The organism is Candidatus Nitrosocosmicus oleophilus (assembly GCF_000802205.1).
Classification (GTDB): Archaea; Thermoproteota; Nitrososphaeria; order Nitrososphaerales; family Nitrososphaeraceae; genus Nitrosocosmicus; species Nitrosocosmicus oleophilus.
The window spans coordinates 3253494-3277362 of sequence record NZ_CP012850.1 but is presented as its reverse complement, the minus strand read 5'-3'; the positions used below and the strand labels follow the sequence as shown (position 1 = coordinate 3277362).

Annotated in this window: 29 protein-coding genes; 16 read left to right on the top strand and 13 right to left on the bottom strand. The window is 34.5% G+C overall.

The window, feature by feature from the left end; translation table 11 throughout:
* The first annotated feature begins 73 nt into the window (after positions 1–73).
* The 6 genes from NMY3_RS15775 to NMY3_RS15750 all read left to right on the top strand — a co-directional run bounded on the left by NMY3_RS15775 (position 74) and on the right by NMY3_RS15750 (position 5761).
* Positions 74–883 carry a helix-turn-helix transcriptional regulator gene (locus NMY3_RS15775; RefSeq protein WP_196816758.1) on the top strand — a complete coding sequence of 270 codons (810 nt, stop codon included), beginning with the start codon at positions 74–76 and terminating at the stop codon, positions 881–883.
* Between the two features lie 78 nt (positions 884–961).
* The gene (locus NMY3_RS15770) at positions 962–1192 is read left to right on the top strand and encodes an Lrp/AsnC family transcriptional regulator (RefSeq protein ID WP_144728919.1); all 231 of its coding nucleotides are present in this window, start codon (positions 962–964) and stop codon (positions 1190–1192) included.
* 397 nt (positions 1193–1589) lie between these two features.
* Positions 1590–2561: a rhomboid family intramembrane serine protease gene (locus NMY3_RS15765; protein WP_196816757.1), complete on the top strand. Its 972-nt coding sequence runs from the start codon at positions 1590–1592 to the stop codon at positions 2559–2561.
* Positions 2562–2777: 216 nt separating this feature from the next.
* On the top strand, positions 2778–3392 hold the full coding sequence (locus tag NMY3_RS15760; protein ID WP_231100130.1) for a ubiquinol-cytochrome c reductase iron-sulfur subunit: 615 nt from the start codon (positions 2778–2780) through the stop codon (positions 3390–3392).
* Positions 3373–5169, top strand: coding sequence for a cytochrome b (locus NMY3_RS15755; protein ID WP_231100129.1), 1797 nt, complete (start codon positions 3373–3375; stop codon positions 5167–5169). Before NMY3_RS15760 ends, NMY3_RS15755 begins: the two co-directional genes overlap by 20 nt.
* A 115-nt stretch (positions 5170–5284) precedes the next feature.
* Positions 5285–5761, top strand: coding sequence for a cupredoxin domain-containing protein (locus tag NMY3_RS15750; protein WP_231100128.1), 477 nt, complete (start codon positions 5285–5287; stop codon positions 5759–5761).
* A gap of 7 nt (positions 5762–5768) precedes the next feature.
* On the opposite strand, the gene NMY3_RS15745 is transcribed toward NMY3_RS15750, so the two are convergent.
* The 7 genes from NMY3_RS15745 to NMY3_RS15715 form a co-directional block, all read right to left on the bottom strand.
* A complete protein-coding gene (locus NMY3_RS15745; protein ID WP_196816756.1) occupies positions 5769–6161 on the bottom strand; it encodes a hypothetical protein in 393 nt (130 codons plus the stop codon).
* A gap of 87 nt (positions 6162–6248) precedes the next feature.
* Positions 6249–6902 carry a hypothetical protein gene (locus tag NMY3_RS15740; protein ID WP_196816755.1) on the bottom strand — a complete coding sequence of 218 codons (654 nt, stop codon included), beginning with the start codon at positions 6900–6902 and terminating at the stop codon, positions 6249–6251.
* Positions 6903–6964: 62 nt separating this feature from the next.
* Complete coding sequence (locus NMY3_RS15735) at positions 6965–7240, bottom strand: hypothetical protein (RefSeq protein WP_196816754.1); 276 nt, start codon at positions 7238–7240, stop codon at positions 6965–6967.
* A 171-nt stretch (positions 7241–7411) separates the two neighbouring features.
* Positions 7412–8752, bottom strand: a complete 1341-nt coding sequence (gene serS / locus NMY3_RS15730; RefSeq protein WP_196816753.1) for a serine--tRNA ligase — start codon at positions 8750–8752, stop codon at positions 7412–7414.
* Positions 8745–9023 (bottom strand): KEOPS complex subunit Pcc1, encoded by a 279-nt coding sequence (locus NMY3_RS15725; RefSeq protein ID WP_196816752.1) that lies wholly within the window; start codon positions 9021–9023, stop codon positions 8745–8747. Before NMY3_RS15725 ends, serS begins: the two co-directional genes overlap by 8 nt.
* The gene (locus NMY3_RS15720) at positions 9007–10533 is read right to left on the bottom strand and encodes a hypothetical protein (protein ID WP_196816751.1); all 1527 of its coding nucleotides are present in this window, start codon (positions 10531–10533) and stop codon (positions 9007–9009) included. Before NMY3_RS15720 ends, NMY3_RS15725 begins: the two co-directional genes overlap by 17 nt.
* Before the next feature lie 3 nt (positions 10534–10536).
* Complete coding sequence (locus NMY3_RS15715; protein WP_196816750.1) at positions 10537–10983, bottom strand: 30S ribosomal protein S15; 447 nt, start codon at positions 10981–10983, stop codon at positions 10537–10539.
* A 96-nt stretch (positions 10984–11079) separates the two neighbouring features.
* Here NMY3_RS15715 and NMY3_RS15710 point away from each other — a divergent pair, with 96 nt between their 5' ends.
* The 3 genes from NMY3_RS15710 to NMY3_RS15700 all read left to right on the top strand — a co-directional run bounded on the left by NMY3_RS15710 (position 11080) and on the right by NMY3_RS15700 (position 13618).
* Complete coding sequence (locus tag NMY3_RS15710; RefSeq protein ID WP_196816749.1) at positions 11080–11502, top strand: zinc ribbon domain-containing protein; 423 nt, start codon at positions 11080–11082, stop codon at positions 11500–11502.
* Positions 11503–11593: 91 nt separating this feature from the next.
* Positions 11594–12103: a hypothetical protein gene (locus tag NMY3_RS15705; RefSeq protein ID WP_196816748.1), complete on the top strand. Its 510-nt coding sequence runs from the start codon at positions 11594–11596 to the stop codon at positions 12101–12103.
* Positions 12104–12673: 570 nt separating this feature from the next.
* Complete coding sequence (locus tag NMY3_RS15700; protein WP_196816747.1) at positions 12674–13618, top strand: TIGR00269 family protein; 945 nt, start codon at positions 12674–12676, stop codon at positions 13616–13618.
* Here NMY3_RS15700 and NMY3_RS15695 read toward each other — a convergent pair.
* From NMY3_RS15695 to asnS, 4 genes are all read right to left on the bottom strand, one after another.
* Positions 13615–13791 (bottom strand): hypothetical protein, encoded by a 177-nt coding sequence (locus tag NMY3_RS15695; RefSeq protein WP_196816746.1) that lies wholly within the window; start codon positions 13789–13791, stop codon positions 13615–13617. The genes NMY3_RS15700 and NMY3_RS15695 overlap by 4 nt on opposite strands.
* A 364-nt stretch (positions 13792–14155) precedes the next feature.
* The gene (locus NMY3_RS15690) at positions 14156–14581 is read right to left on the bottom strand and encodes an aconitase X swivel domain-containing protein (RefSeq protein WP_196816745.1); all 426 of its coding nucleotides are present in this window, start codon (positions 14579–14581) and stop codon (positions 14156–14158) included.
* Between the two features lie 44 nt (positions 14582–14625).
* Positions 14626–15786, bottom strand: coding sequence for an aconitase X (locus NMY3_RS15685; protein ID WP_196816744.1), 1161 nt, complete (start codon positions 15784–15786; stop codon positions 14626–14628).
* Between the two features lie 814 nt (positions 15787–16600).
* Positions 16601–17911 carry an asparagine--tRNA ligase gene (gene asnS, locus NMY3_RS15680; RefSeq protein WP_196816743.1) on the bottom strand — a complete coding sequence of 437 codons (1311 nt, stop codon included), beginning with the start codon at positions 17909–17911 and terminating at the stop codon, positions 16601–16603.
* A gap of 481 nt (positions 17912–18392) precedes the next feature.
* On the opposite strand from asnS, the gene NMY3_RS15675 reads away from it, so the two are divergent.
* Both NMY3_RS15675 and NMY3_RS15670 read left to right on the top strand, forming a co-directional pair.
* Positions 18393–18656: a winged helix-turn-helix domain-containing protein gene (locus NMY3_RS15675; protein WP_196816742.1), complete on the top strand. Its 264-nt coding sequence runs from the start codon at positions 18393–18395 to the stop codon at positions 18654–18656.
* Positions 18657–18722: 66 nt separating this feature from the next.
* Positions 18723–19076 (top strand): Rieske (2Fe-2S) protein, encoded by a 354-nt coding sequence (locus NMY3_RS15670; RefSeq protein ID WP_196816741.1) that lies wholly within the window; start codon positions 18723–18725, stop codon positions 19074–19076.
* A gap of 58 nt (positions 19077–19134) precedes the next feature.
* On the opposite strand, the gene NMY3_RS15665 is transcribed toward NMY3_RS15670, so the two are convergent.
* Both NMY3_RS15665 and NMY3_RS15660 read right to left on the bottom strand, forming a co-directional pair.
* Positions 19135–19281, bottom strand: coding sequence for a hypothetical protein (locus NMY3_RS15665; protein WP_196816740.1), 147 nt, complete (start codon positions 19279–19281; stop codon positions 19135–19137).
* A 53-nt stretch (positions 19282–19334) separates the two neighbouring features.
* A complete protein-coding gene (locus tag NMY3_RS15660) occupies positions 19335–19850 on the bottom strand; it encodes a hypothetical protein (protein ID WP_196816739.1) in 516 nt (171 codons plus the stop codon).
* 55 nt (positions 19851–19905) lie between these two features.
* On the opposite strand from NMY3_RS15660, the gene NMY3_RS15655 reads away from it, so the two are divergent.
* The 5 genes from NMY3_RS15655 (at position 19906) to cobJ (ending at position 23864) form a co-directional block, all read left to right on the top strand.
* Positions 19906–20184, top strand: a complete 279-nt coding sequence (locus NMY3_RS15655; protein ID WP_196816738.1) for an RpoL/Rpb11 RNA polymerase subunit family protein — start codon at positions 19906–19908, stop codon at positions 20182–20184.
* Positions 20185–20203: 19 nt separating this feature from the next.
* Complete coding sequence (locus NMY3_RS15650) at positions 20204–20548, top strand: transcription factor S (RefSeq protein ID WP_196816737.1); 345 nt, start codon at positions 20204–20206, stop codon at positions 20546–20548.
* Positions 20549–20608: 60 nt separating this feature from the next.
* Positions 20609–21358 carry a proliferating cell nuclear antigen (pcna) gene (gene pcn, locus NMY3_RS15645; RefSeq protein ID WP_231100427.1) on the top strand — a complete coding sequence of 250 codons (750 nt, stop codon included), beginning with the start codon at positions 20609–20611 and terminating at the stop codon, positions 21356–21358.
* A 149-nt stretch (positions 21359–21507) separates the two neighbouring features.
* Positions 21508–22908 carry an aspartate kinase gene (locus tag NMY3_RS15640; protein ID WP_196816735.1) on the top strand — a complete coding sequence of 467 codons (1401 nt, stop codon included), beginning with the start codon at positions 21508–21510 and terminating at the stop codon, positions 22906–22908.
* Between the two features lie 182 nt (positions 22909–23090).
* Positions 23091–23864, top strand: coding sequence for a precorrin-3B C(17)-methyltransferase (gene cobJ / locus NMY3_RS15635; RefSeq protein ID WP_196816734.1), 774 nt, complete (start codon positions 23091–23093; stop codon positions 23862–23864).
* The last annotated feature ends 5 nt before the right edge of the window (positions 23865–23869 follow it).

Below are 23869 nucleotides of genomic sequence, written 5' to 3'. Positions count from 1 at the left end.
TTGTTTTATACTCTACGTAGGTTCACTTCATTTAAATTATCAAGTTTAAATTCCAGTTCTCTCAATTTAACGTATGCTCAGCCAGGCCGACGATGACTTTCAATCAGTTTTCTTTGAACTTGCAGGAGACCTGCGAATATACATGCTCCTGAAATTATCAATAAAACCTTATCGCTTATCTCAGCTGGCAACGGACCTAAATGCCACCATGCAGGAGTCACATCGTAATATAAACCGCCTAATTGATTCAAAACTTGTGAAAAAAACAGGAGAAGGCGAATTGTTATTAACTCCGTACGGCGAGATTATTGTTTCTCTTATTCCAAACTTTAATTTCCCATTTAAACACAAAGACTATTTTCAAGAACATACACTTAGTAACCTACCATTAAAATTCATTCAGAGAATTGGTTCCTTAAACAATTGTGAAGTGGTTGTGGGTGTAATGGCTGTTCTTCAACGGTGGAAGGCTGTTTATCACAATTCTCAAGACTATATCAAGGAAGTTATCTCCCAAGTTCCAATCGATTTAATAGAAACCATTGCTGAAAGAGTGAATAATAATGTTAAATTCTGTTACATCTTCCCTGCTAATGTTGTGATACCCAAAGGGAGAAATGAACTATTAAAAAAACTTGGGTGGAAAAATCTTGTATCTAAAGGAATTGTGGAACGACGAATGATGGATAAAACAAACATAGTGACAATATTTAATGAAAAAGAATCCTGCATATCCTTTCCAACCTTAAAGGGGGAACCTGATCTTAATATCATGTTTTATAGCAAAGACGCCGCATTCCATGAATGGTGTGAAGACTTTTTCGATTATGAATGGGCCAGGGCTAAATTATTTGATGAATCAAAATTAAGTCCAGAAATCTGATATTCTCAAATGCCATTGAACTAATAAATTTGATTCTAAATCACATTTTTATATTTGTTATAGGTAGTAATCTGGTATATGCCAGAAGCTTTTGTGCTTATGAATGCAGAATTGGGTAGTGAGGAATCGATTGTTAATGAATTAAAAAAAATAGATCTAGTAAAACATGTTTACCAGGTTTATGGTGTCTATGATATAGTAGCTTTGGTAGAAGGTGAAAGCATGGATAAAGTGAAAGAAACTATAACATGGAAGCTAAGAAAACTGAATGGGGTTAAATCTACTTTGACTATGATAGTAATGGAGTAATCCATTTCCATTTATTACTTTATTCAAGTTTGGTAGATTTTTGGTAAGAGACATTGATAGCAACTTTAATTTATATCCTCATTTTGTAAATAATTGTGAAATTATTTTCTAAAAAAAATACAAAGGATAAAAATAAAAAAAATGAGAAAGATGATAATAAAAAGAAATGCAAATATTGTGACATGATCTTCGACGAAGATGATCGGCTACGACGACATGTTAGAAAAGCTCATAGTGAAACAAATAGTGATATGCCTAATTTCAACCCTTTTGGCACATGAAAAACACAAATATTCTTCTATTTTATGATTGACAACCCGCTTGAATTATGTTCCCGATTCATGATGATACTCCTCGATTAAATGGACGGCCATATGTAAACTATGGCCTTATTGGTATGAATATTGTCATTTTCATTTATGAAGTTATTGTCACTTCTAACTTTTCAAATAGAACAGCAGTTATTGCACTATTTTACAATTATGGTGCTATACCAGATTTGATTCTTTCAGGTCAAAACTTGGGTTCAATTTTTAGTTCAATGTTCATGCATGGTGGCATAGCACATCTTTTAGGTAACATGTTTTTTCTTCATGTTTTTGGCGATAATTTAGAGGATCGTTTTGGTCATTTTAAGTATTTAATGCTGTATCTTTTTTGGGGGGTTATGGCTGCTTTCGCACACAGTATTTACGCTGTAGCTACAGGTCAAGGAGATATACCCGCAATTGGTGCCTCCGGAGCAATATCGGGTGTTCTAGGGGCTTACTTAGTTTTCTATCCTCATGCTAAGATTCATACCATCATATTTGCATTTTTCATAACTACCGTCAGAATTCCTGCAATAGCATACATTCCATTTTGGTTCATAATGCAGTTAGTATTTGCATTTATCGGTCAATCAGGCGGAGTTGCATATCTGGCTCACATAGGTGGGTTCATTATCGGCTTGGGAACAGCTTTTGGATGGAAGTTCTTTTCGAATATATTAATTAAACAAAAGCAATACCCTTCACAAAACTATCGACGAAGGTCTTCTCTATCCTCACCCCCTTTTTCAAATGATTCATCAAATAGATATGACGACCGTTCAAAATCCATAAATACTGATAAGTTGGAAAAATCCTTTACCCCGGAAATCATAATTGGAGATAAATTTATCGATATAATAATAGAAGATCGGGATACTTTGAGTGATACTCAAATTCAAGCAAATTTTGATGAATCCATAAACACCTTATCCGTACTTATTATTGATACTAACAAGAGATATGATATACCAGTTTCACATCCGGCGAATACCATTCTCCATATCTCAAATGTTTCTGCTAGAAATGGAATTATCAGAATAAGGCTAGATGTGAATTGAAATTAATGTAATTGTAATTTAGAAATGTCCACAAACATTTATCTTCTTGTACAATTGCTATACTTTATCAGTTCTAAATCTTATGCCGGTAAGCATTAGTTTTATTTTTGGAAAAAACTAAATCAATAAGAATTTATTCGTGGCGCAAATCTTGGTGTTAAATGCACAAAATCTAAATAAAGATTTATAAGATATCTTTCCACATTTTTGAATATAATGTCTCAACGACAACCTCCAAATGTTGACGGAGGCAAGATTTCACGTAGAGATTTTTTAAAATTGCTTGCAGCCGCAGGTACAGTTATGACCTTCACTCCTTTCGTAGATTGGGGAAAATTTTTACCTAATCCGAGAGAAAGTACGGGAGAGCGATCAAAGGTGGTTCTGCCTGACGGAAGTCAAGCAAATGTTAACACTTTCAAAATAAATCATGCTGAAGCTGTTGTTTTTCCAGTATCGGAAGATCCTGTATTAAATGAAGAGGCCTTCAGGACATGGCAGTTTATTAGGTTACCACCAGAACTAGGAGGCGAAAAAAAAGATGCATCTGCCTTCAGAATGTATAGTATGGTCTGCTTGCATTTATGGTGCTTGTGGAAATATTGGCCGGAAGATGGTAGAAAGCGTGGAGAATGTCCATGCCACGGGTCAATGTATGATCCTATGACTGGGGAAGCTTTTGCAGGGCCTGCCTCACTTCAAGCGCCACCCTCTAATGTCTTACCAATGTTAGATCTTGAGGTTGATGATGAAGGCAATGTTTGGATCAAACCTCCTAATTGGACTCCATCTGGAAACGGGGTAGTTGGATATGGGCGCTTCCTTACATAATCAAGATAACAGCCTGGTAAGGCTGTTCAAGTGGATTTACACAGGTTTCGATAGAACGATATTCATGGGGCTAAAATTTACACTCCCCACCAAGTTTGTCAGCCCACTTGGATTCCTTGGTATGTTAACTTTTGTAGTTTTTATCATATTAGGCATCACAGGAGCATTCTTGATGTTATGGTACGAACCTATACTCGATAGGGCATGGGATAGTGTTAGTAAGATTAACGACACTATACCGTACGGATTCCATATGAGAAATATACATTATCATGCCTCAAATGCCATGGTTATGCTTGCAATTTTGCACATGTACTACCAGTTTTTCAGTGGTAGATATAAAATCCGAAATGAAATGCTGTGGGTAACAGGAATCCTATTAGGCGTACTAACTATTCTCGAAGCTTTTACCGGCTATGATATTATTTTTAGCGAAAGAGCTGAACTTGCTATTTCTATAGCGGCGTCGCTGACTAATTCCATTCCTATTTTGGGGCCCGACATGATGAACGCGTTTTTCGGGTCTGGGTTTCATGACTTTGTGCTCAGATTCTATGCTTTCCATGTTTTCTTCTTGCCCATTGTACTGCTGGGTTTAATGGTAGTACATTTTCCTCGATTTTTGGTATTTGATGTTCCTATGGTGATGGCCGTTTCGGGGGCGATAATGTTGACCGGAGGTGTATTTCCAATTGATATGGGCCTTAAATTTGATCCAAATGTGCCGCCGGGAATCACTGTTCCAGAATGGTATCTTACAGGATTGTATTCTTTCTTAAGAAGTCAATTCGACAAGTTTACTACCGGTGTAGCGTGGCCTGGACTATTCATATTCACATTGTTAATAATTCCTTTCATAGATAAATACAAAAAATTCTCTTGGAAGGACAGGCCGATTATAACCGCAATAGGTATAACTAGCATAGCGCAGATCATAATTACTACTTATTGGGGATTTTATATCGATCCAGACAGGACTAAGTCTTTGTTGGAGAGACTGGTAATTGACCCAATTTTCCTATACACCGTAATGGCCTTGCTGGTTCCCTTGTCATTTGGCTTTACGTACCTGATGATCAAGCTGGCTAAAAATGCAGAGGCTAACGCGAAAAAACAAAAACCCGCCGAGAAAAATCCAATACAGCTTCCATCTAAATGGTTGTATATTCTCTTTATAGCATTAATCGCATTCCAAGTATACTTGAACATAGCTGCATACTACGCTGTATTAAATGGTATGAAAAACTACTCTCTCTTCTTGATGGGTATATTGATGCTCGTATTTGCGGGAATGTTCCATCTTTATAGGTATGGACGTGGACTTACCAAGTCTAATGTGGAAGTTGTAACTACCAATAAGCGTAAATTTGTTTTTCCGTCTTTTGGTGCAGGTTCCACAAAGTCATTGCCGTCCAAACCTGCCACAGTTGGCGAACTATCTGATTCGTCGGATCGTATCTTTAATGCTCCATCGGATAAGTCACTAGAAGACAAAAAACCCGTTCCGGTTCCTGAAATATCCTCTTCAAAAGGAAGTTCTATACCGCCGTCCTCAAAGAATTCCGCAACAGGTGTTGATGCTAGTACTGGACCTGGACCAGCTAATGACTATAGTCAGAATATACGAACAACTGCTGGTTCATTATATTCTATCAAGAATGATCAAAATGATGGAGAATTACCCCAACAGACTAATTCCACTAAATCACCCAATACTACTTCAATTTCGGATATGGGTGGATCAAAAACTACTAATCCTGACAAGAATCTTACCTAATTTTTTTTTATTCCTACAATCATATCCTTTAATTCTTTTTAGATAACAAGTACTTTCTATTTTTAGGGTCTCATAAAAAAAAATATTTATTATTGACTGAAGGAATAAAATCTAATTGGAAAATGTAAAAAAACAGTCCCAAATTGGCGGGATTAGTATTATTTCCTTTGTAGTAATAGTCACTGTTAGTTTAGCATACTATCAATTCGTTTTTACTCCTGCAATAAATGCAAAACCTGAAGTATCTGAGGAAATCTTGAATCCATCTGGAACTACTGATATTAAAATAGCCGAAGGCTCTTCGCTGCCTGCAAATCCAACCTTCTTTGTTCCCAAAGAAATAAGAGCATCACTGGGGGTCTCAAATAAAGTGGTTTGGACAAATGATGATATTACTGCACATTCGGTAACGAGTGATACTAACTATGTAGATCCTGTGAATGGACCATTTAATTCTCTAGATTCGATAGGTCTAATTCCTCCTCAAGGTACATATGACTTCACCTTTACCCAACGGGGTGAGTATCTGTATCATTGCGAACCTCATCCTTGGATGACTGGCCAGGTATCAGTTGAACCTAGCTTCGGCTAAATTTATCTCATTTTTTTATTTTGATGAATTTGATATCCGATGCTATTTCTTTATGTTCTTGAATTAGTGTGGCTCTAAGCTTTACAACTGATTCAGTATTTTTGGGAACATGTTGTGTAGTAGCTTTTAATTTTATGCTACTAGGATCTTGAAGTTCTTTTTTCATTATAGAAAGTCTCGCATAGGGGTGATTAATTTTCTTACCGTTAATCTGCGTGTATGTAAATACATCCGACGAATCTTCAATCTGGGAATTAATACTTATGCTGTCAAATCTACCAGTATAGTTTATTGTTATTATACACTCTAACTCTTCTCCAACGTTGATTTCTTTGTTCTTGAAATCTAGAAAAATATCCATAGTTTTTTCAAGACCACTTGTGTCATCCTTTTTCCCCATACTTTATCTTCCTAAAGATGGTCTTTTTTAATTCTATGGATTGAGCAACCGCTCTACTATGTTTTCTTTATTTATATTAATATAGAACTAAAGATTTTTCCAAACCCTCTTCTTGTCATCAAATAAAAAGATCTGCATTTGGATCTCGCTTTCTCTATTACCAGTAGACATGTTGTAGTTATTGCTTAGACTGTGGTAATTCTCCTCGGCTTTGCCGTATTCATGTCTATTCTTTTCATTTTGATCCTCTGAAATTGAGGATTGGGATATTTTTTTGGATAATTCTGTAAAGTTTTCAATCGCTACCTCGATTCTTTCAAGCCCCTTAATAAATTCCGAGTCAATCTTATGCATTAGTAAAAAAATTGTTCTCTTAAAAAATAATAACTCAACCTCCCTTTCGATGTCTGCATCATCACCATTTTTGATGTTAGCATCAACATCAATGGTATCTCCAGATTCAAAATAATCTGCTATAGTTATTTTCAATTTCAGCCCTTTTCTTCCCCTTCTTTTCTTAATGTTCTTGATAATTCCTACCAGATCTGTCCATTTTTCGATTGTTATGCAATCGAAAAAGTCTGTATCTTTGTTTTTTAAAAACTCGATTTCTAAAGTACTTGCGTAGCCTACATTTTGATTTAGAGGATTTTCTAAAACATAATAGTCTTTAAAAAGATTGTTGATGGTCTCAATTTCACCAAGAGATAATCCCCACTGGCCAACTATAATTTGATACAAGAGAAACTAACAATAATTAAAAATTTATTATATAAATAAAAAGGATCAGTCCTTTTTATTTATTACCAGTGGTGTGTCGCGTCAGGTATTAACCCTATTTGTTCTTTTTCAAAGTATTTCTCTAACTCTTGGGTCCATTTCTCTTTAGCAGATGCGCCCCCAAGGCCCTTCCTTCTCAACCAAAATGAAATTACACTCAGCAAGAATACTCCAAATAACATAGTTCCAAAAATGTATATCATTACATCATAGAACAATGGATCATATTGAGGCCCGATTTGTAAGCCAAAGTTTTGGAACATACTACTTGTTTGAGACAGTACGTTTAACAAGCTCATTATAATATGAGCCTGACAACTAAGATATATACATTTTGGTTACTTTATTTTGCAAAACAATATCTCATTAGCAATGATATTTCTCCGTTTATCTGAAAACCAAACTATTTGAACGTCTTAATAGCATAAATGAATTTTTATAGAACATGGATATTTTATATTTTTATTTATTTATTTACCTATTTCATCTATACCGCCCATGTACTTTTTCAAAGCCTCCGGAACTATGATTGTCCCCTTAACGGTCTGATAATTTTCTAGGATAGCGACTAGGGTTCTCTGAATTGCTACAAGAGTACTATTTAGTGTATGAACTAATGATGTTTGATCGTTAGGATTGTTTCTATACCTTATCCTTAGACTTCTTGCTTGATAATCGGTGCAATTCGAACACGAACATATCTCTCTATAAGAATTTTGAGCGGGAAACCATGCTTCTATGTCGTAAGTCTTTGCAGACACCTTTCCGAGATCTCCAGAGCACAAAATTATTGTCCGAAATGGAATCTCTAGAATTTCATAAAATTTTTCAGTAATTTGTAAGAGTCTTTCATGTTCCTTCCAAGACTCTTCTGGTTTGCAAAAGACGAATTGTTCTACTTTTTCAAACTGATGTACCCTAAAAAGTCCTTTCATATCTTTACCGTGTGCACCTGCCTCCTTCCTAAAACAAGTACTAATCCCACCATATCGGATGGGAAGATTTTTCCCATTCAGTATTTCATTCATGTGCATTGATGCTAGGGGATGTTCTGAGGTGCCGATCATATACAAGTCTTCATTTTCTATCTTGTAAATGGTTTCCTCAAAATCGCTCAAGATGACTGCTCCTTCCATTGCGTCTCTTCTGATCATGAAAGGAGGTTGCACTACTGTATATCCCTCTTTAATCAAATAATCTGTTGCAAAGTTAGCTAGTGCCATGCTCAGCTTGACCATTTCATTTTTTAAGAAATAAAAACGGGATCCTGAAATTTTTCCTGCCCGTTCTAAATCGATCAGACCCAGTCCATCCGTAAGGTCTATATGATTTTTAATTTGTAAAATCCCTGGAACTTCCTTATTGACTATGATTTCTTTCTCTGATTTTTCAATTCCGTCAGTAGGTTTTTTTATTACCTTTAGCTTGCCGTTGTACTCTCTTGTTATTTTATTGTCATTTTCATCTTTACCCAATGGCACAGTTTCGTGAAAGAAATTAGGTAAGCTACGAATGTATTTTGAGAATGATTCTTCATTTATTCTACTTTCTTCTTCCAGTCTGCTTATCTCCATACCTATCTCACTCATTTCATGGATTTTCGAAGATACGTCCTCTTTTCTCTTCTTCCTTTCTGATATCTCCTTAGATAGTACATTTTTCTGATGTTTTACATGTTGTAATTCAACTATCAAATCTCGTCTTTGTTTGTCTGCATTGAATAGTGCATCCAGGGGAAAATCCATATTTCTATTGACTAGCATTTCCTTTACTAATACCTGATTTTCTTTTATGATCTTTGGATCAATCAATTTTGGTCACTTCTTTGATGATTGCAATATGCTCCATGATCTCTTCAATCGTGTTTATAAGCGTATTAATATTATTTTTTTCCCCATTATTATCTCTGAATGCTACTTTCAACAAAAACTGTGTTCTGTTCGTCTGGACTTCCATTTCCAGTCCCTTGGGAAATTCTTTGTTATCGGGATTTAGAGTCTTGAAAATGGTTTGTACATCTTTTTCATCTTTACACTCTATCACTATTTTTGTATCAATACAAATATCAGGATCTTTTTGCATCCAAAACTATTTTTTTAATATTCGATAAAAAGACTTCTAAATTAACTATGGGAACTCTGATCTCTATCTTGTCAACAACGTCTACTATAACACTAGTTGTTGAACTGGCTCTAGTATTATTACTATTCAAATCGCCATGGATTTCGGCAAGATCATAAATCTTTTCTTTTATTTTAACAAAGTCTACTTTTGCTAATTTGGGTTTTATTAAAGTATATTTGTATTCTTCATCACTCTCCGTTGACAGGATTCTAAGACAAATCAATCTATCTGCAAATGAAACAGATTTTTCGAGGATTGAAGTGAAAAGATCAATATTTTTTTCATCTAAAATTCCCTCCGCATTAATGTAAATGGTTTCCTTGTCATCAAAGAATCTCCACTTTTCATCAAATATCTTATTACTTACTTTTTTTATGAGATTGTCATGATCTATAGATTGATTCTTTATCTGTTTCATTGCGTCGTCTCTGTCACCGAGGCAAATGGATAATCCAAGTCCAAAAGTTTGATTTCTTACACACAAGTCTAGAGCTTTAGAAAATGACCTAATATTTTTTAAGATACTACCTGGTTCTTCGTTAGTCAAGATGTAGTTATACCCAAACAACAAGTCTCGATTTCTTTTTTTCATCTCTTTGATATTATCATCGCTTTTGTTTTTATGATGACCATCTTCTTCTATGTACTTTTCAACGGCATTGAATATTTTGTTGAAGTCTTCATCCTCAAGCTCTCTCCAAGTTCTAATCCTTTGATTATCCTTAATTTGGATGCCCGCCTTTTCTAATATCTTAATTGAATTTTCTTTATTCCATGTAACCCCTTTGATAAAATGGGCTGTATTATTTTCCATCGCATCTACAATTGGTGTGGTTTCGCTTACCCCAAAGTTTAGTCCCTTCTTTCTCTCGATTAAGTTGAGGTCCAGTGCCGATTGTAAGATTTCTTTGAGTTCAGTCTGATCATTATTGTTAAAATCAATGTTCTTTGAAAATGCAGCTACGATGGGTAAAAAAGAACTATTAATTATCTTTCTATCAAAGTTTTTAGCTATTAGATATGTCAAACTGGACGAAGTATGTTTTGTTTCTTTGTCATTATCCCTCTGCCATACCATCGAATTCACAAAGGTTACGGTTTTATCTTTTTCTATAAGTTGATCCAAATTGCATGAATCTGAATTAACAAACAAGTAATAGCTTTCTTGGATGGAGTTGGCTATAAGATCAAAGAAGTTTGAATCAAAATCTACAAAAACATAAAAATCGTGTTTCTCATCAACTACCTTTATCAATTCTTTCTTAAAGTCTTCAAATTTTAATGAATTAAAACATCTAATTGTCGTATTTCCGTTCGAATTATGAATGGAACTTAGTAATATGGCACTTCCCACTAGGCCATCTACGGTTGAATTAGAAAGAATAAAAATATCTTTTCGGTGTTCTATTTGATTTAATAATTTTTGACTTGCTGTATTTAATATATGGTCACGATCAGTATATCGCATTCTCTACTCTAGTTTAGCGATTACTGATGCATATTTCCAAGATTTGGTTACTTTACCTGTTTTTTTATAATATCTGGATAATCTATGTATTTTAGATTCTATCAACTCCAACGACCTGACATTTCTCTTATCACTATTGTGGACATTCAAATGTTTTTGTAATCCCAAAGCCTTGCGTACCAGTCTTTCTAGATCTTCAGGCATTGCTCTCTGAATATCATTTTCCTGCATAATTTGAGTAATGGTTTTTCCAATAATTGGTTTAACTAATGGGACTGCAAATTCGTCTCTTAACCTTAATCCTATCTCACTCGCGGTCATACCATCCTTTCCGAACTCTACAATTTGTTTAATAATCTCTTGACTATCGATAGCCCAAGAGGGTGCATTTTTAGAAGTTGGTCTAATAGAATGTGATTTTCCATGTGTGTGGGCATGAGTTCGCGCCATTTTTCTCTGTCTTAATATGAAAATTTACATATCTTAAATGTTATCATTATTCTTTAACATAAAAGTTATATAATTCCTATCTGAGTAATTTTTAATATGAACAAGGCATACTCAATGGTAGCGGCTTTTTCATTGGTAATTGGTTCTATACTATTATTACCAGTATTAAATATTGCATATGCTCAATATAGCGGTCAACCCGGGGCTGCAACTTTGGAAGAACAACTTACCTTGGCTAAAGAGAAAATTAGTAACGCTCAACAACAAGGTGCATATGGTTCTGGTACTGCAATGTTTGGAACTAATTTGGATAGCACAGTGTTGATGATAATTGTAATAACTGTAGTTATTGGCGGAGTTGCTGCTGCATTCTTTGCTGCAAGCACCGTTGGTGTTAAGAAGAAACATGTGGCTGTTGCAGCTGGTGGTACTTCTGTCAGTGGCAAGTTCTGCACTCACTGTGGTAACCAAATAGGCGACGGACAAAAGTTCTGTGGAGCCTGCGGAACCAAAGTCTAATTTTTTTTGTTTAGACCATTTAACGGTTTTTATTGGAATTAAATGGGTAATTCTGGTAAAGTTTATAAGTCACCTTTTGTAATTATAACATATGAGTAAAGAAGTTAATACAACAAATTCAAATATCTCTACCAACGTAGAAAAAAAAGTAAATTCTTATATCAACCTCTCGGAACAATCGGCAGAAAAAACCCTTGATACTTTGCAAAATAATATGATAAAATCATTTGATGAATATGTTAAAATTCAACCACGATTTCTACAGTCTGTTTCTGATTTTCAACTTGAAGTGATTCAATCTTCAAAGGACGCTATTACCAAGACAATTACACATCAAAAAGAATTGATAAGGGAATATGTAAATGTGTCTCAATCACAGCCTAATGAAACATATCAACAACTCTTCAATAAAACCAATGAAAATGTGGATAACTTTGTAAAAGCAATTACCGCCAATAATCAATTTAATTTTGATGCAATCGATACTACTCGTGAAAATGTAAAGCTATATAACAAAACATTAGATGCATATACCGAATATATCACAAACGCCTTTAATGCCTGGAATGCTTTTATCAGATCTTTTTATCAAAATAAATAAACCTTTATTTAACCCACTCAGTCATTTCTTAATTTTTTTAGATGATTTTTACAGTATTAAATTAATTTATTTTGCCTTACTATTCCTATAGTAGGATGTCTTTTAGATATTTCACATTTTTGATAGATTGAGCTAAAATTATTAGTATTTTTTTTTGAAGCTTATCAAGAATGTGAGACTTAATTCTGGTACATTTCACCCAGGGATTCGTATTGATATTATAATTTATTGGAAGATCCAAAGATTTTCTAGAACAAACATACGTGAGTGAGCACAAGTTACTGCAACCTTTGTAGAGACTAATAATCCGCTGATTCAAGATCACGGTAAGGGGCTAATTGATAAAGAAATCGTGACCATTATACATTCACTTTGAAATATTTCACCACAAAACTTGATCCTAGGTTGATCTTCGATGCTTTTTTTGAATTATAAAAGGAGCATAGACGATCATTATTACCATGTTGGAGTAAACATAAATAATTAAATTTACAAATTTGAAAACTGATGATGATATTTTGACTTTAACACTTTTATCTTGTTTGTTAGTATGCTGTACTTAGCGCTTTGGTGCCTACGTGCAATAAATGTAATAAAAGACCAGTGGTGTTTAACCGGCTTTACTCTGGTGAAGCTCTCTGTAAATCTTGTTTCATACATTCAATTGAAAAGAAAACTTTGCACACCATTTCAAAATATTCCATGATTAATTATGGTCAACGAGTAGCTGTAGGAGTATCTGGCGGGAAAGACAGTCTTGTTCTTCTTTACATCTTAAAAAAAATTTCAAAAAATAACAATAATGATATTATCGCAATCACAATCGATGAAGGAATTGAAGGTTACCGTGATGAATCTCTCACCATTGTGAAGGATTTTTGCAATGAATTGGAGGTGCCTTTTAAGATTTTCAGTTACAAGGACCTTTTTGGGTCGAGTATGGATGAAGCGGTAGTAAAAAGGCCATCAAAAAAAGTTAGCTCTTGTTCCATTTGTGGAACATTTAGGAGAAGGGCATTAGATGTTGCAGCTCTTTCAATGCAATCAGACATTCTTGCAACTGCACATAATTTAGATGATCACCTTCAAACATTTATGATAAATTTGTTTTCTGGTGATGTTGGGAGAATTGGTTGGATGTATCCTCAACCCATAACATATCAAAATGGATTAAAGAAAATTAAGCCACTTGTTGAGTTATATGAGAATGAAATAGTATTTTACGCCTTCCATATGGGTATTGAATTTCAGGCAGATGAATGTCCTTATATGAACGAAAGCATCCGTAGCGACTTTCGAGCGTTTTTCAATGATCTAGAAAAAATCCACCCGGGCATAAAATACAATTGTTTCAATTCCATGAACAAACTATCTAGAATAGTAAAAAATTCCAATAATGATAAACAGATCAAAAATGCTTGTCTAAATTGTGGTGGAATCTCGACCGACGAAATTTGTTCCGTTTGCAAAACCGTATTAATGTTGGATATGAATAAAAAAAAACTAAAGAACTAGTGATCGTTCTTCTTATCTTTTTTAGACGATTGCCACCAATCTAGATAGTCATCGCTTCTATTCTTCCGATCATCCGTATTTATTTTCTCATGCAATTCTTCGAATTTCTCTCTGGGAGCATAAAGACCACAACCCCTACAAATAAAGTTCTTAGTAATTGTATCAAAATTCAAGCTACCTCCACATTCGGGACAAAATTTGACCAATATAATAACTTGTAAAGATTTATACTAATATGTTTTGGCTTATTGATCAATCCTTATTATGATAACATGAATATTCCTCACTGAATAGTAATTCAATGAAGGCGGCACTATGCAGTTTGAATTGTAATCTTAGATCTGCCAGATCAAACCAAACCAGTATTCATCATCATAGGTATTCAATCTCAAACTAATTTTACAGACCAATCTTATTTACCTCTCGTCCCGGCATATGGACTTTTATCTTCATTCCATTCTAAAATGGTCCGTTCGCCCATCGAAAGCCATATGCCGCGACACATTAGTTGAAAAGTATAGATTATATAGATTTTCTCTAATTGATAATAATCTTCCCTTCTTCTGTATCTAAAGTGATTTCCATTTCCTTGTTTGTACCTGAAAGTTCTACACATTTGACCAAATCATTATACCTTAGGCTGTCGATGAAAGCTAATGGTATATTTGAAATCGCACAACCTGATGCAGTAGTTATATCCACGTTGTTAGTACAAATTATGCCATTAGGCGCTACATTGTTGCTCTTTAGAGAATAAATTGTATATGCTCCTACGCTACTACCAATTGAATTAGGAAAAACGAGGATTTTTCCCTTTAAATTTTGTCTTTCAAAACCGTTACTAGTATTTGTTATTTCTCCTGATTGAGTATTAACCATTCCAAGAAAATTAATGGGTTTTTTTGACAACAATAAATTGCCTTTAGCTCTCCCTCCAACTATTTTTTTACATTTTATTTCCAAATCAAATCTCCACTCTATTACATTAAAAGTAATTCCAAGCTAACTTATACCGTATATCCTTTTAATATTGATTTAAGACTCTTTAAAGCTACTGAAACCTTATTTGATGTTTTCATATAATATGATGCCTTGACGCTGTTAGTAATTATGCTATCATAATTTTTCTTATTTATAAGCGGTGTTAAGCAGGTACACGCATCAGAAATAAATTCTACTCCTGATTTCTGTAATGAGTCGATGATTCCATATTGTTTAGCCTTGCAAAATACCGATTTTGGACAAAAGATCTTACAAGGTTTACTGAATTTCTTTCCATCCATCAGTGTTTGAATTTTACTTATCTCTTCAAATCCAAGCTGCGGACTCCCAAATGTTATTAGTTGCCCGTCCTCTGAAGTATTCAATTCATCTCTAGTTTCATTCATCTCCTTTTTTCCATAATTTACTTTTTCGAGGGATCTTGATGGTTTTTTGGATTGAAACATTCCGCAGGAACCCGAAGTTCCTATTCCCGCGGCAAGTGACTTCAAACTCCACATATCGGTATTTTCGGAGATACTACAAATGCCGGTACAACTCTTTTGAATTGTCTTTCCTGTAAAATATCCCAATAGTCCATAATCAAGTTCATTTTCTAAATCCGTCTCGTTAACGATTTCTACCATTGGTGATCTATTTTCATCAATCCTCAAATCCGAATAAGGGGATTTTCCAGTTAACGCACTGGCTAATGCGCTTAAGGCGCTTTCTTTATTTGTAATAATATTAAGGTGAGAATTTGCCAGAACAGCAGCACTGCTTTCAGCAAAACTAACTTGGGTACCCTCTTGTGGTATAGGTAAAATTTCGTATGGAATACATGAAAAGGTTGGTGTGACTCCTATCTTTTCATAAGCACTTGCTATTTCAAACTGTTTTTCAATGAATTCAGGTGATAATTCCGGTAGATTTTCTCTATCAAAGCCCATTGGATTAAGTGATGTGTTTACCCTCACTTTCCCGTCCTTGCTAATTTCTCTTAGAAACTCTAATCCACTATCTCCTATTGTATTATAGTTAACTCCTGAAACATGTGCCCATTTGATGGGTACAAGCTTTTCTGCATCTGTTGCTTCCCCTATTGCTACTAATATTCTGTAAGCAGTAGAAGTAGCCTCGCCATATTCTCCATACAGTCCTTTTTCCTCATCACGCGTAAGATGCATCTTTGGTTATCTAATGGCACAATATAATATTATTTTATCCCATTATTTGACAACCTATTTTTCGTTTAGACGATTCTATCAATATCTCAATTTACCATATTGATAAATTATAACAACAGCATTGCTAGACTTTCAATGGTTTTCCAAGAATGTCAGTATAGTAGTTTTGTCCCAAATCACAATCAGAAATTATAGGTAGTGTTATTCATGGCATATGACCCACCTATCTATCTGAAATCCAAAAAGCAGTTGCTGATATATTAAAAGACAACCGGAAATATTTTGATCTCCTTTCATCTGTTGATTGGCTTTTGACTAAATAAATAATAAGGTCGATAAGTAGTAAGAACAGTCTGTATATAACCGCAAATTCCTTTACTTTGTTTTGTTTTACTTAAATATAGTAACGATACTAGTTTGATATAACATACCAAAACATGTTGATTGGGCGAACAAATGTCAAATAGATGCTATGCCACCTTCGATCTTCAAAGAATTACTTTCTAAAAGGTGTTGGTGAATCAACAGGTAGTGCAGAGCACAAACGTCAACAGCGAAGTTAATTTTTGGGACGAAAGGTTCAAGGAAAGATCCTGCTAGGTTTCATTTGCCCATTGGGAAGGAATGATATCTCATACCTTGTTGCTAAAAAAGATACGATAACTTGTCTGACTCCTATAACCTTCAATTGACGACACGGACAGGTCTAGAATCAAAAGAATTGTCTACATTAAAAAATGGTCTGACTATGCACCATCAATTTTTTACTCCTTGATGGAGAAAAAAGATAGGATTTATGATCGCATAATTGTCTTTAAGGCAAGATCCTTGTCATTGTTCTAGGAAATAGTGTTACGTTTTTGATGTCGTCAAAATCTAATATCCATCTCAGCAGTCTCTCCAAGCCTAGACCAAATCCTCCATGTGGTACTGACCCATATTTTCTAAGATCCAAATACCATGAATAATCATTTGGATTTAGATCAGTCTCTCTTATCCTTTTGGTTAATTTTTCAAGATTGTCTTCTCTAATCCCGCCACCTGAAATCTCACCATATCCTTGAGGAGCCAAAAGGTCCACCGCTAACCCTGTCTTCTCATTCAGCGGATCTTGTTTAACGTAGAAGGGTTTTATGCGCAAAGGGTAATTTGTTACAAATATTGGATTAGATCTATCCCTCGTTAGTTCTCTTTCTGATTCAAGATTTAGATCGTCTCCCCATTCAATTAGCCTTTCCTTTCCATCATTATCTCGGATTCTGCATTCGATGGATCTCAAATTATCTATTGCCTTGTCATAGGTTATTTTTTCAAATGGAGTTGAAATTTCATCTAATTTTTTTGCTGCAGCAGCATTCAAAAATTCTAGTTCCTTTTTATTGTGTTCCTTGATCTGAGTTATAATACTGAATATTAGTTTCTCCTGAATCGTAATAAGATCAGTCATATTTATCCATGGTGCTTCTGCTTCTAAATGGGTGAATTCTGCTAGGTGTCTTATGGTCCTTGATTTTTCTGCTCTAAAGGAGGGACTAATGGTCCATACAGGACCCAAGCAGTAAATCATTGACTCGAGGTATAGTTGAGAGCTTTGGGACAAATATGCTTTTTCATTGAAATATTTCACCTCAAATAGGGTGGACCCTCCCTCTACAGAGCTCTGAACGAGTATTGGTGGAGTTACTTCCATCCAATCGTCTTTAGCAAACCATTCTCTGGAGTATCTTAATAATGAATTTCTTAGTTTTCCAACATTTATCATTTTTCTTGTCCTTAGTGATAAATGCCTAAAATCAAGTAGGATTTCATCACTCTGGTACTCTCCTATAGGATAGTCGGCATTAGCTATGTTGAAAATCAATATTTTGTCCACTTTTACCTCGTACCCACCTTCAACTGCTCTTGGATCTTTTTCTAATTTTCCTTGTATCTCTATGGAAGATTCGATCATCAAATTCTCACAAAATTTAGAAGGACATACAGCCTGAATGATGTCTCCTCTATCATCTCTTAATATTATGAAGGTTTTTTCTTTCTGCTTTCGTAGTCTATGGATCCAGCCTCTTAATAGAATAGTCTTTCCTACATTGTCTTCTGTTCTTAAATCTGCGATCCGCTTAAACAATACATGCTTTGTTACTGAAATATTTTATTTATCTTTGCTCTATGGCATTGAATTAATAAGGAAGATCTCCAAAGTAGCATACTCTATGCCAGTTTGAAATATTCTATTAATCTATATCTATGCTGCAATTACAAATTTGAAAGGGGGTTTCTTTTATGCAGTCTTTATTTACACTGTGCTTAATAATCAGAGCACATTTCCTCTCAGGCTTAATAGATTAAATTCTCCAATATTACAATAAAGGAAGGAAGATTTGGTTAAATGTAAGACTTTTTATTTTTTTCACCAGCAGATGAACATTCATTCTCCTAGTTAAATTCCTAATTGTCATCTTTTTAATATTAAACTGCTTGTTTGAATGATTAGTATCATCTATATTATAATATCAATACCATCAAAGCTAAAAAATCACTAAAAGATATCTATTGGTCTTAGTATTGCTCCGTTTTTATTTTTTAAATTTCTTAATAATTTGGATAAAATGAAAAATAGAAGCCGCCTAGAAATTATAGCAATGATCCTTGAAACAGTAGGTGATAATGGAGCGATACAGGCTAAAATCATGTACAAAGTATATCTTTCGTTTCTTCAAATGAAAGAATACTTATCTAACCTTATGAAAAACGACTTGATCATTTATGATGATGGGGCTCAAATTTATAAGATGACTGAAAAAGGAAGACGATTTCTGATACTGTATAAGCAAATGACCGAATCAATAACCATGACAAAACCAATACTCTAATTTTTTTATTTTATCGATGTACAAAACCTTGATCAATTTATAAAGAGGATTTTTTCAATTGTATTCGTGATTTTTGATACCGGTTTGAAATTGAACGAATTAAAAGAAAATTCCTTTGAGAAAATCACTGTAGAAAGAGAAGAAATTTTGATTGGAAAAAGGAACAATAGAATATATGCTTTTAACAATAGGTGTCCACATAAGGGTGCGTCTCTGTCCAAGGGAAGCTTTCTTGGAGATAAGGTAGTTTGTTATATGCACGGATACGAATATAATATTTTTACAGGAAAACTAGAAAACATGAAGTCATGGAAAAAAGATGAAACTTGGATTGAGCAAAATGAACAATGGAGACATTCTGACGATCTTAAAATCTACAAGATTCATTTAAATGATGAGAAAATTTTAGTTGAAATATGAAATAGATTAATTTTCTTAAAATTCAAGTCATGAGGCCTAAGATAGGTTAACTAGCATATCATTCTGGTACCGAATCAATTATCAATTTTCCGTTTTCTGTTTTTACAAATAAGAACCTATTGTCTTTGAATATTAATGTCAATTCGTTGTCTTTCTCTTCAACATCTAGAAGCTCTTGTCCTTTGATACCATCAAATTTAGCCATAATAGATGGCAATTATATGTTATATTTAAATTGAATTATTCTGATTAGTAAGTCTAATCTTTTTCTATCTGTTGGATGTTAGATTCTTTTTTCAAAGTGTTCTTCTCTATGAATTCATGCTTGCCCCATGACAATTCCACAAATACAGCGATGTTGTTCTTGCCTTTCTTCAGTGCTTCAGGTTTTATTTCTATGTCTCTGTTAAAATCAAATAACAACTGTCTAGCTTCCTCCTCCTCTAATGGATAAAAAGGGGTGTCATCTTTAACTATCATAATCCAAATCCTATGATCAATTTTTGGATTTCTGGTCCAGAAAAAAATAGCTTTTCTTATCAATTTTATTGATTCAATAATTCTTCCGTTATTTTTGATGTCTAGTTTGATAGTGAGTCTCAGTGAATTATCATGTTTATTATAAGCTTTCTCCCAATTTTTTTGCGTTAATACTTGTCGAATAAATCCCTCAATGGAAAAACTTAAGGTCAACATATACAATTTCTCATTCATTGGCCTTTCTTGTGCTCCTCCCAAGGTTAAAGCACTGATTCGACTTTCATTTTCGTCCAATTTAGATACTGAGAAGGTATCATTTATATCCTCAATATGTAGTTGTCTTTTATATATGCATGCTGAGGTTACACATGCTAGGGACAAAGAATTAGAATTTAAAATACACGACGTAGATATATCTATTTTATATATAATTCAACATGAACTACAAAAGAATGCTGATAATAAGTTTGCAGGTGTTGTATTAAAGCATCCTCTAATCAAAGAATACATGTTAAAGATACTAACCAATAAGAACGAGCCTTATAAGGCACTAGGTGAATCCGTAGAGTCAGCTATTAAATTTACAAATGATCTTGCCGGCATGCTAAAGCTCACGATAGGAAATTGAATGCGGTGATAATTAGTAAATGAAATTTTGTCCAAAATGCGATGCACGTTTAAGGAATAGGCAAGAGGAAAAAGTCCTAACATGCCTAAAGTGTGGGCATATAGTTGCGAGTGAGACAAATGGTACTACTACCACTGCAAGTGTGATCCAAACTGTTTCTAATTATGACTATTCTGATGATCCTCTAAAGATAATGGACTCTGAAAAGCCTATTGAGGCACTGCCTACAACGAATATGGAATGTCCAAAGTGTCTCAATAATATGGCCTTTTGGTGGATGCTGCAGACAAGATCTGCTGATGAAGCCACCACTCAATTCTATAGGTGTACAAAATGCAGCCATACTTGGAGAAATTATTCTTAAGAACGATTTTAGATATCCCATGGAATTTATAGATGATTGTTCTTTTAGTTGATTAATTTGATGTTTGAAGCGAAAACAAAGTCCCCAGAAGAATGGAAGGTTGTTAATTCAGCTATATCTACTCTAGTAGATGAAGCCACATTTGAAGCCACTTCGGAGGGAATTTCCTTCAGGGGAATGGACCCATCGCATGTAGCATTAATTGATATTTTTTGGCCCAATACTGCATTTGAAAGTTATAAATGCGATTCTGAGCTAAAATTTGGGGTCCGAATTTCTGAATTTTCAAAATTGATAAAGCGAACAGACAAAAAAGATGAATTGGAGGTATCTATTATTGATGAAGATGTCTTGAGGATAAAAACTATGGGTAGTTACAAAAGAGAATATAAAATGCGTCTCATAGAGAGTACGACTGTATCTACACCGTTACCAAAACTATCATTTAATTCTAAACTCCTGCTTTCTTTATCTTCTTTTGATAAGATCTTATCTGATATAGAGGTTGTATCAGAATATGTTGAAATTGAATCCTACCCTGATAGGATCGAGTTTGTAGGCAAAAGTGATACTGGTGAAGCTGTTGTTACGATGGAACCAAATAGCGAAGGATTAGAAGAGATTAATGTTAAAGAAGAATCAAAGGCAACTTATAGTCTTGACTATCTTTTGAAAATCGTAAAATCGGTGAGCACTGTTGGTGTGTCAGCTGCGATTGAATATTCTACAAAGATGCCAATACGTCTTGAATTTAGGATCGCCAACATAGGTAGAATTCATTTTTATTTAGCACCACGAGTACAAGATTAGAACAGAACAAAGTTGTCTAGACTATAGTCATATTTCAAATGTCCTTATTGACTATTAGCCTAGAAAAACATGTTCAAATTTTGGATTTAGAATACTCTATTAATCCCATTGGTTAATAAACCATGTAATTCGTTGATATGAGAATAATAATGAAGTTCGGAGGGTCTGTATTAGACTCATCGTCAAAAATAAAGACTCTTGTAAATATTGTAAATTCTTTTAAAAACTTAGAGGGAAAAGATAATGAGATTGTTTGTGTAATCTCTGCTATCTCTGGAGTAACAGACAAAATTATCATGCTTTCTGAACTGATAATAAAGGGAAAAAGGAGTGCGATAAAGACTTTCATAGATGAAATGACCCGTCTTCATCTTGATTTGATTAATAATGCCATAACCGATCAGAAATTGCAAGCAGAAGCCAAGAAAGTAATCTTGGATACTATGAAAGAATTCCAAGCCATTCTAGAAGGATTAGTCTTAATTTCTGAAATTACTCCAAGGTCTTTGGATCATATGTTATCATTTGGAGAACGATTAGCAGCTCCAATAGTGAGTTATGCATTACGAAATAACAACTTGGATTCTGATTTTCTTACTGGAAAAGAGATTGGTATCGTCACAGATTCTAATTTTGGTGAAGCAAGACCTTTGATGAATACCACAAAGTTCAGAGTAAATGCTAAACTTATTCCTTTGATTCTAGAAGGAAAAATTCCTGTAATTACTGGATACATAGCAGCAGACCAGCATGGATATATTACAACCTTGGGTCGAAGTGGTTCTGATTACACTGCAACAATAATAGCTTCCTGTATTAATGCGGACGAGGTATACTTATGGAGTGATGTGGATGGCTTACTAACTGCAGAACCTTTGATCGTAAAAGATGCACAAGTACTTGACGAAATATCTTATAGCGAAGCAGCTGAAATGGTGCTATTCGGAGCAAAATATATCCATCCAAGAGCTTTGGAGCCAGTAATGGATTCAAATATCCCACTCAGATTAAGAAATGCATTTAATTTGTCTCACCCGGGAACTACAATAACCCAAAATTTGAGAATATCCAACAATATCATTAAATCCATAATCGCAATAAGGAATACTGCATTAATAGACGTTAGTGGTGGGGGAATGGTGGGATCACCTGGAACAGCTGCAAACATTTTTGATACCCTGGCAAAGAATAAAGTAAACATAATGATGATATCTCAAGGTCCCTCTGAATCAAGTATTTCTGTGGTATTGAGAAAGGACGATTTGGGCAAGGCAATAACATCCCTGGAGTTGAAATTGTTGGGAAAAGTGATTAAACATCTAAACGTATTAGAGGATGTTTCAATAGTTACTGTAGTGGGTTCAGGTATGCGTGGAATCAAAGGAATTGCTGGCAGAGTTTTTTCTTCCATAGCCAAGGAGGATGTCAATGTCATAATGATAGTCCAGGGGTCCTCTGAACTGAATCTGGCCTTCATTGTAAGGGATGATGATTGTGAAAAAGCAGTTAGGTCATTGTATAAAGAGTTTAATTTAGGCAAGACATTTTGATTTAGTTTGTGATCATAACATTTTACATGACATATCCAAGCATCCAAATTTGATTATTTCTTTCGATTACATAGATATCATTTAGATTATCATGAATCTTAATATGATACAACGATTTGCGCAATTAATTTGAAGAAAAGAAAGTAAATAAATAAATGAATACAGATGGTTAATATCTTGTAATGAATTCAGGAAAATTATACGTTGTGGGAGTTGGGCCAGGCCATCATGATCATATGACCTTTCGCGCTAAACAAGTAATTGAAGAGAGCCAAATCATCGTGGGATATGAAACTTATGTATCATTGGTAGAGGATCTTATTAGCGGTAAAGAAGTTTACAGATATCCGATGACTCAAGAGGTAGATCGAGCTAATCAAGCCATAGATTTCGCTGAAAAAGGGGGTATTGTATCACTAGTTTCATCAGGAGATCCTGGAATATACGGAATGGTTGGTTTGATATATGAAATCCTCGCTGAAAAAGGATGGAAAAAAGGCAATGGAATTGATGTTGAATGTGTACCTGGAGTCTCGTCTTTGAATTCATGCAGTGCACTTATTGGATCCCCTCTGATGACCGATTTTGCAGTTGTGAGCATGAGTGACCTGTTGGTACCGTGGGAGATTATCGTTAAACGAGTTGAGGCTGCTGCTTTGGGCGACTTCGTTACTGTTGTGTATAATCCATCGAGTAAAAAACGAATACACCAACTTAAGGATGCACGAGAAATTTTTCTAAAATATAGGAACCCCGAAACTCCAGTTGCAATAGTAAAAGGCGCTTTTAGAGACAGTCAGTCAATTGTTCTCACTAATTTAGAAAAAATGTTAGATTATCCTGACATGATGGGCATGATAACTACGATTATTATAGGAAATTCATCTTCGTATAATTATGATGATATGATGATAAATCCGAGGGGGTATCGATCTAAATACCAATTGGTAAAATAGAGATC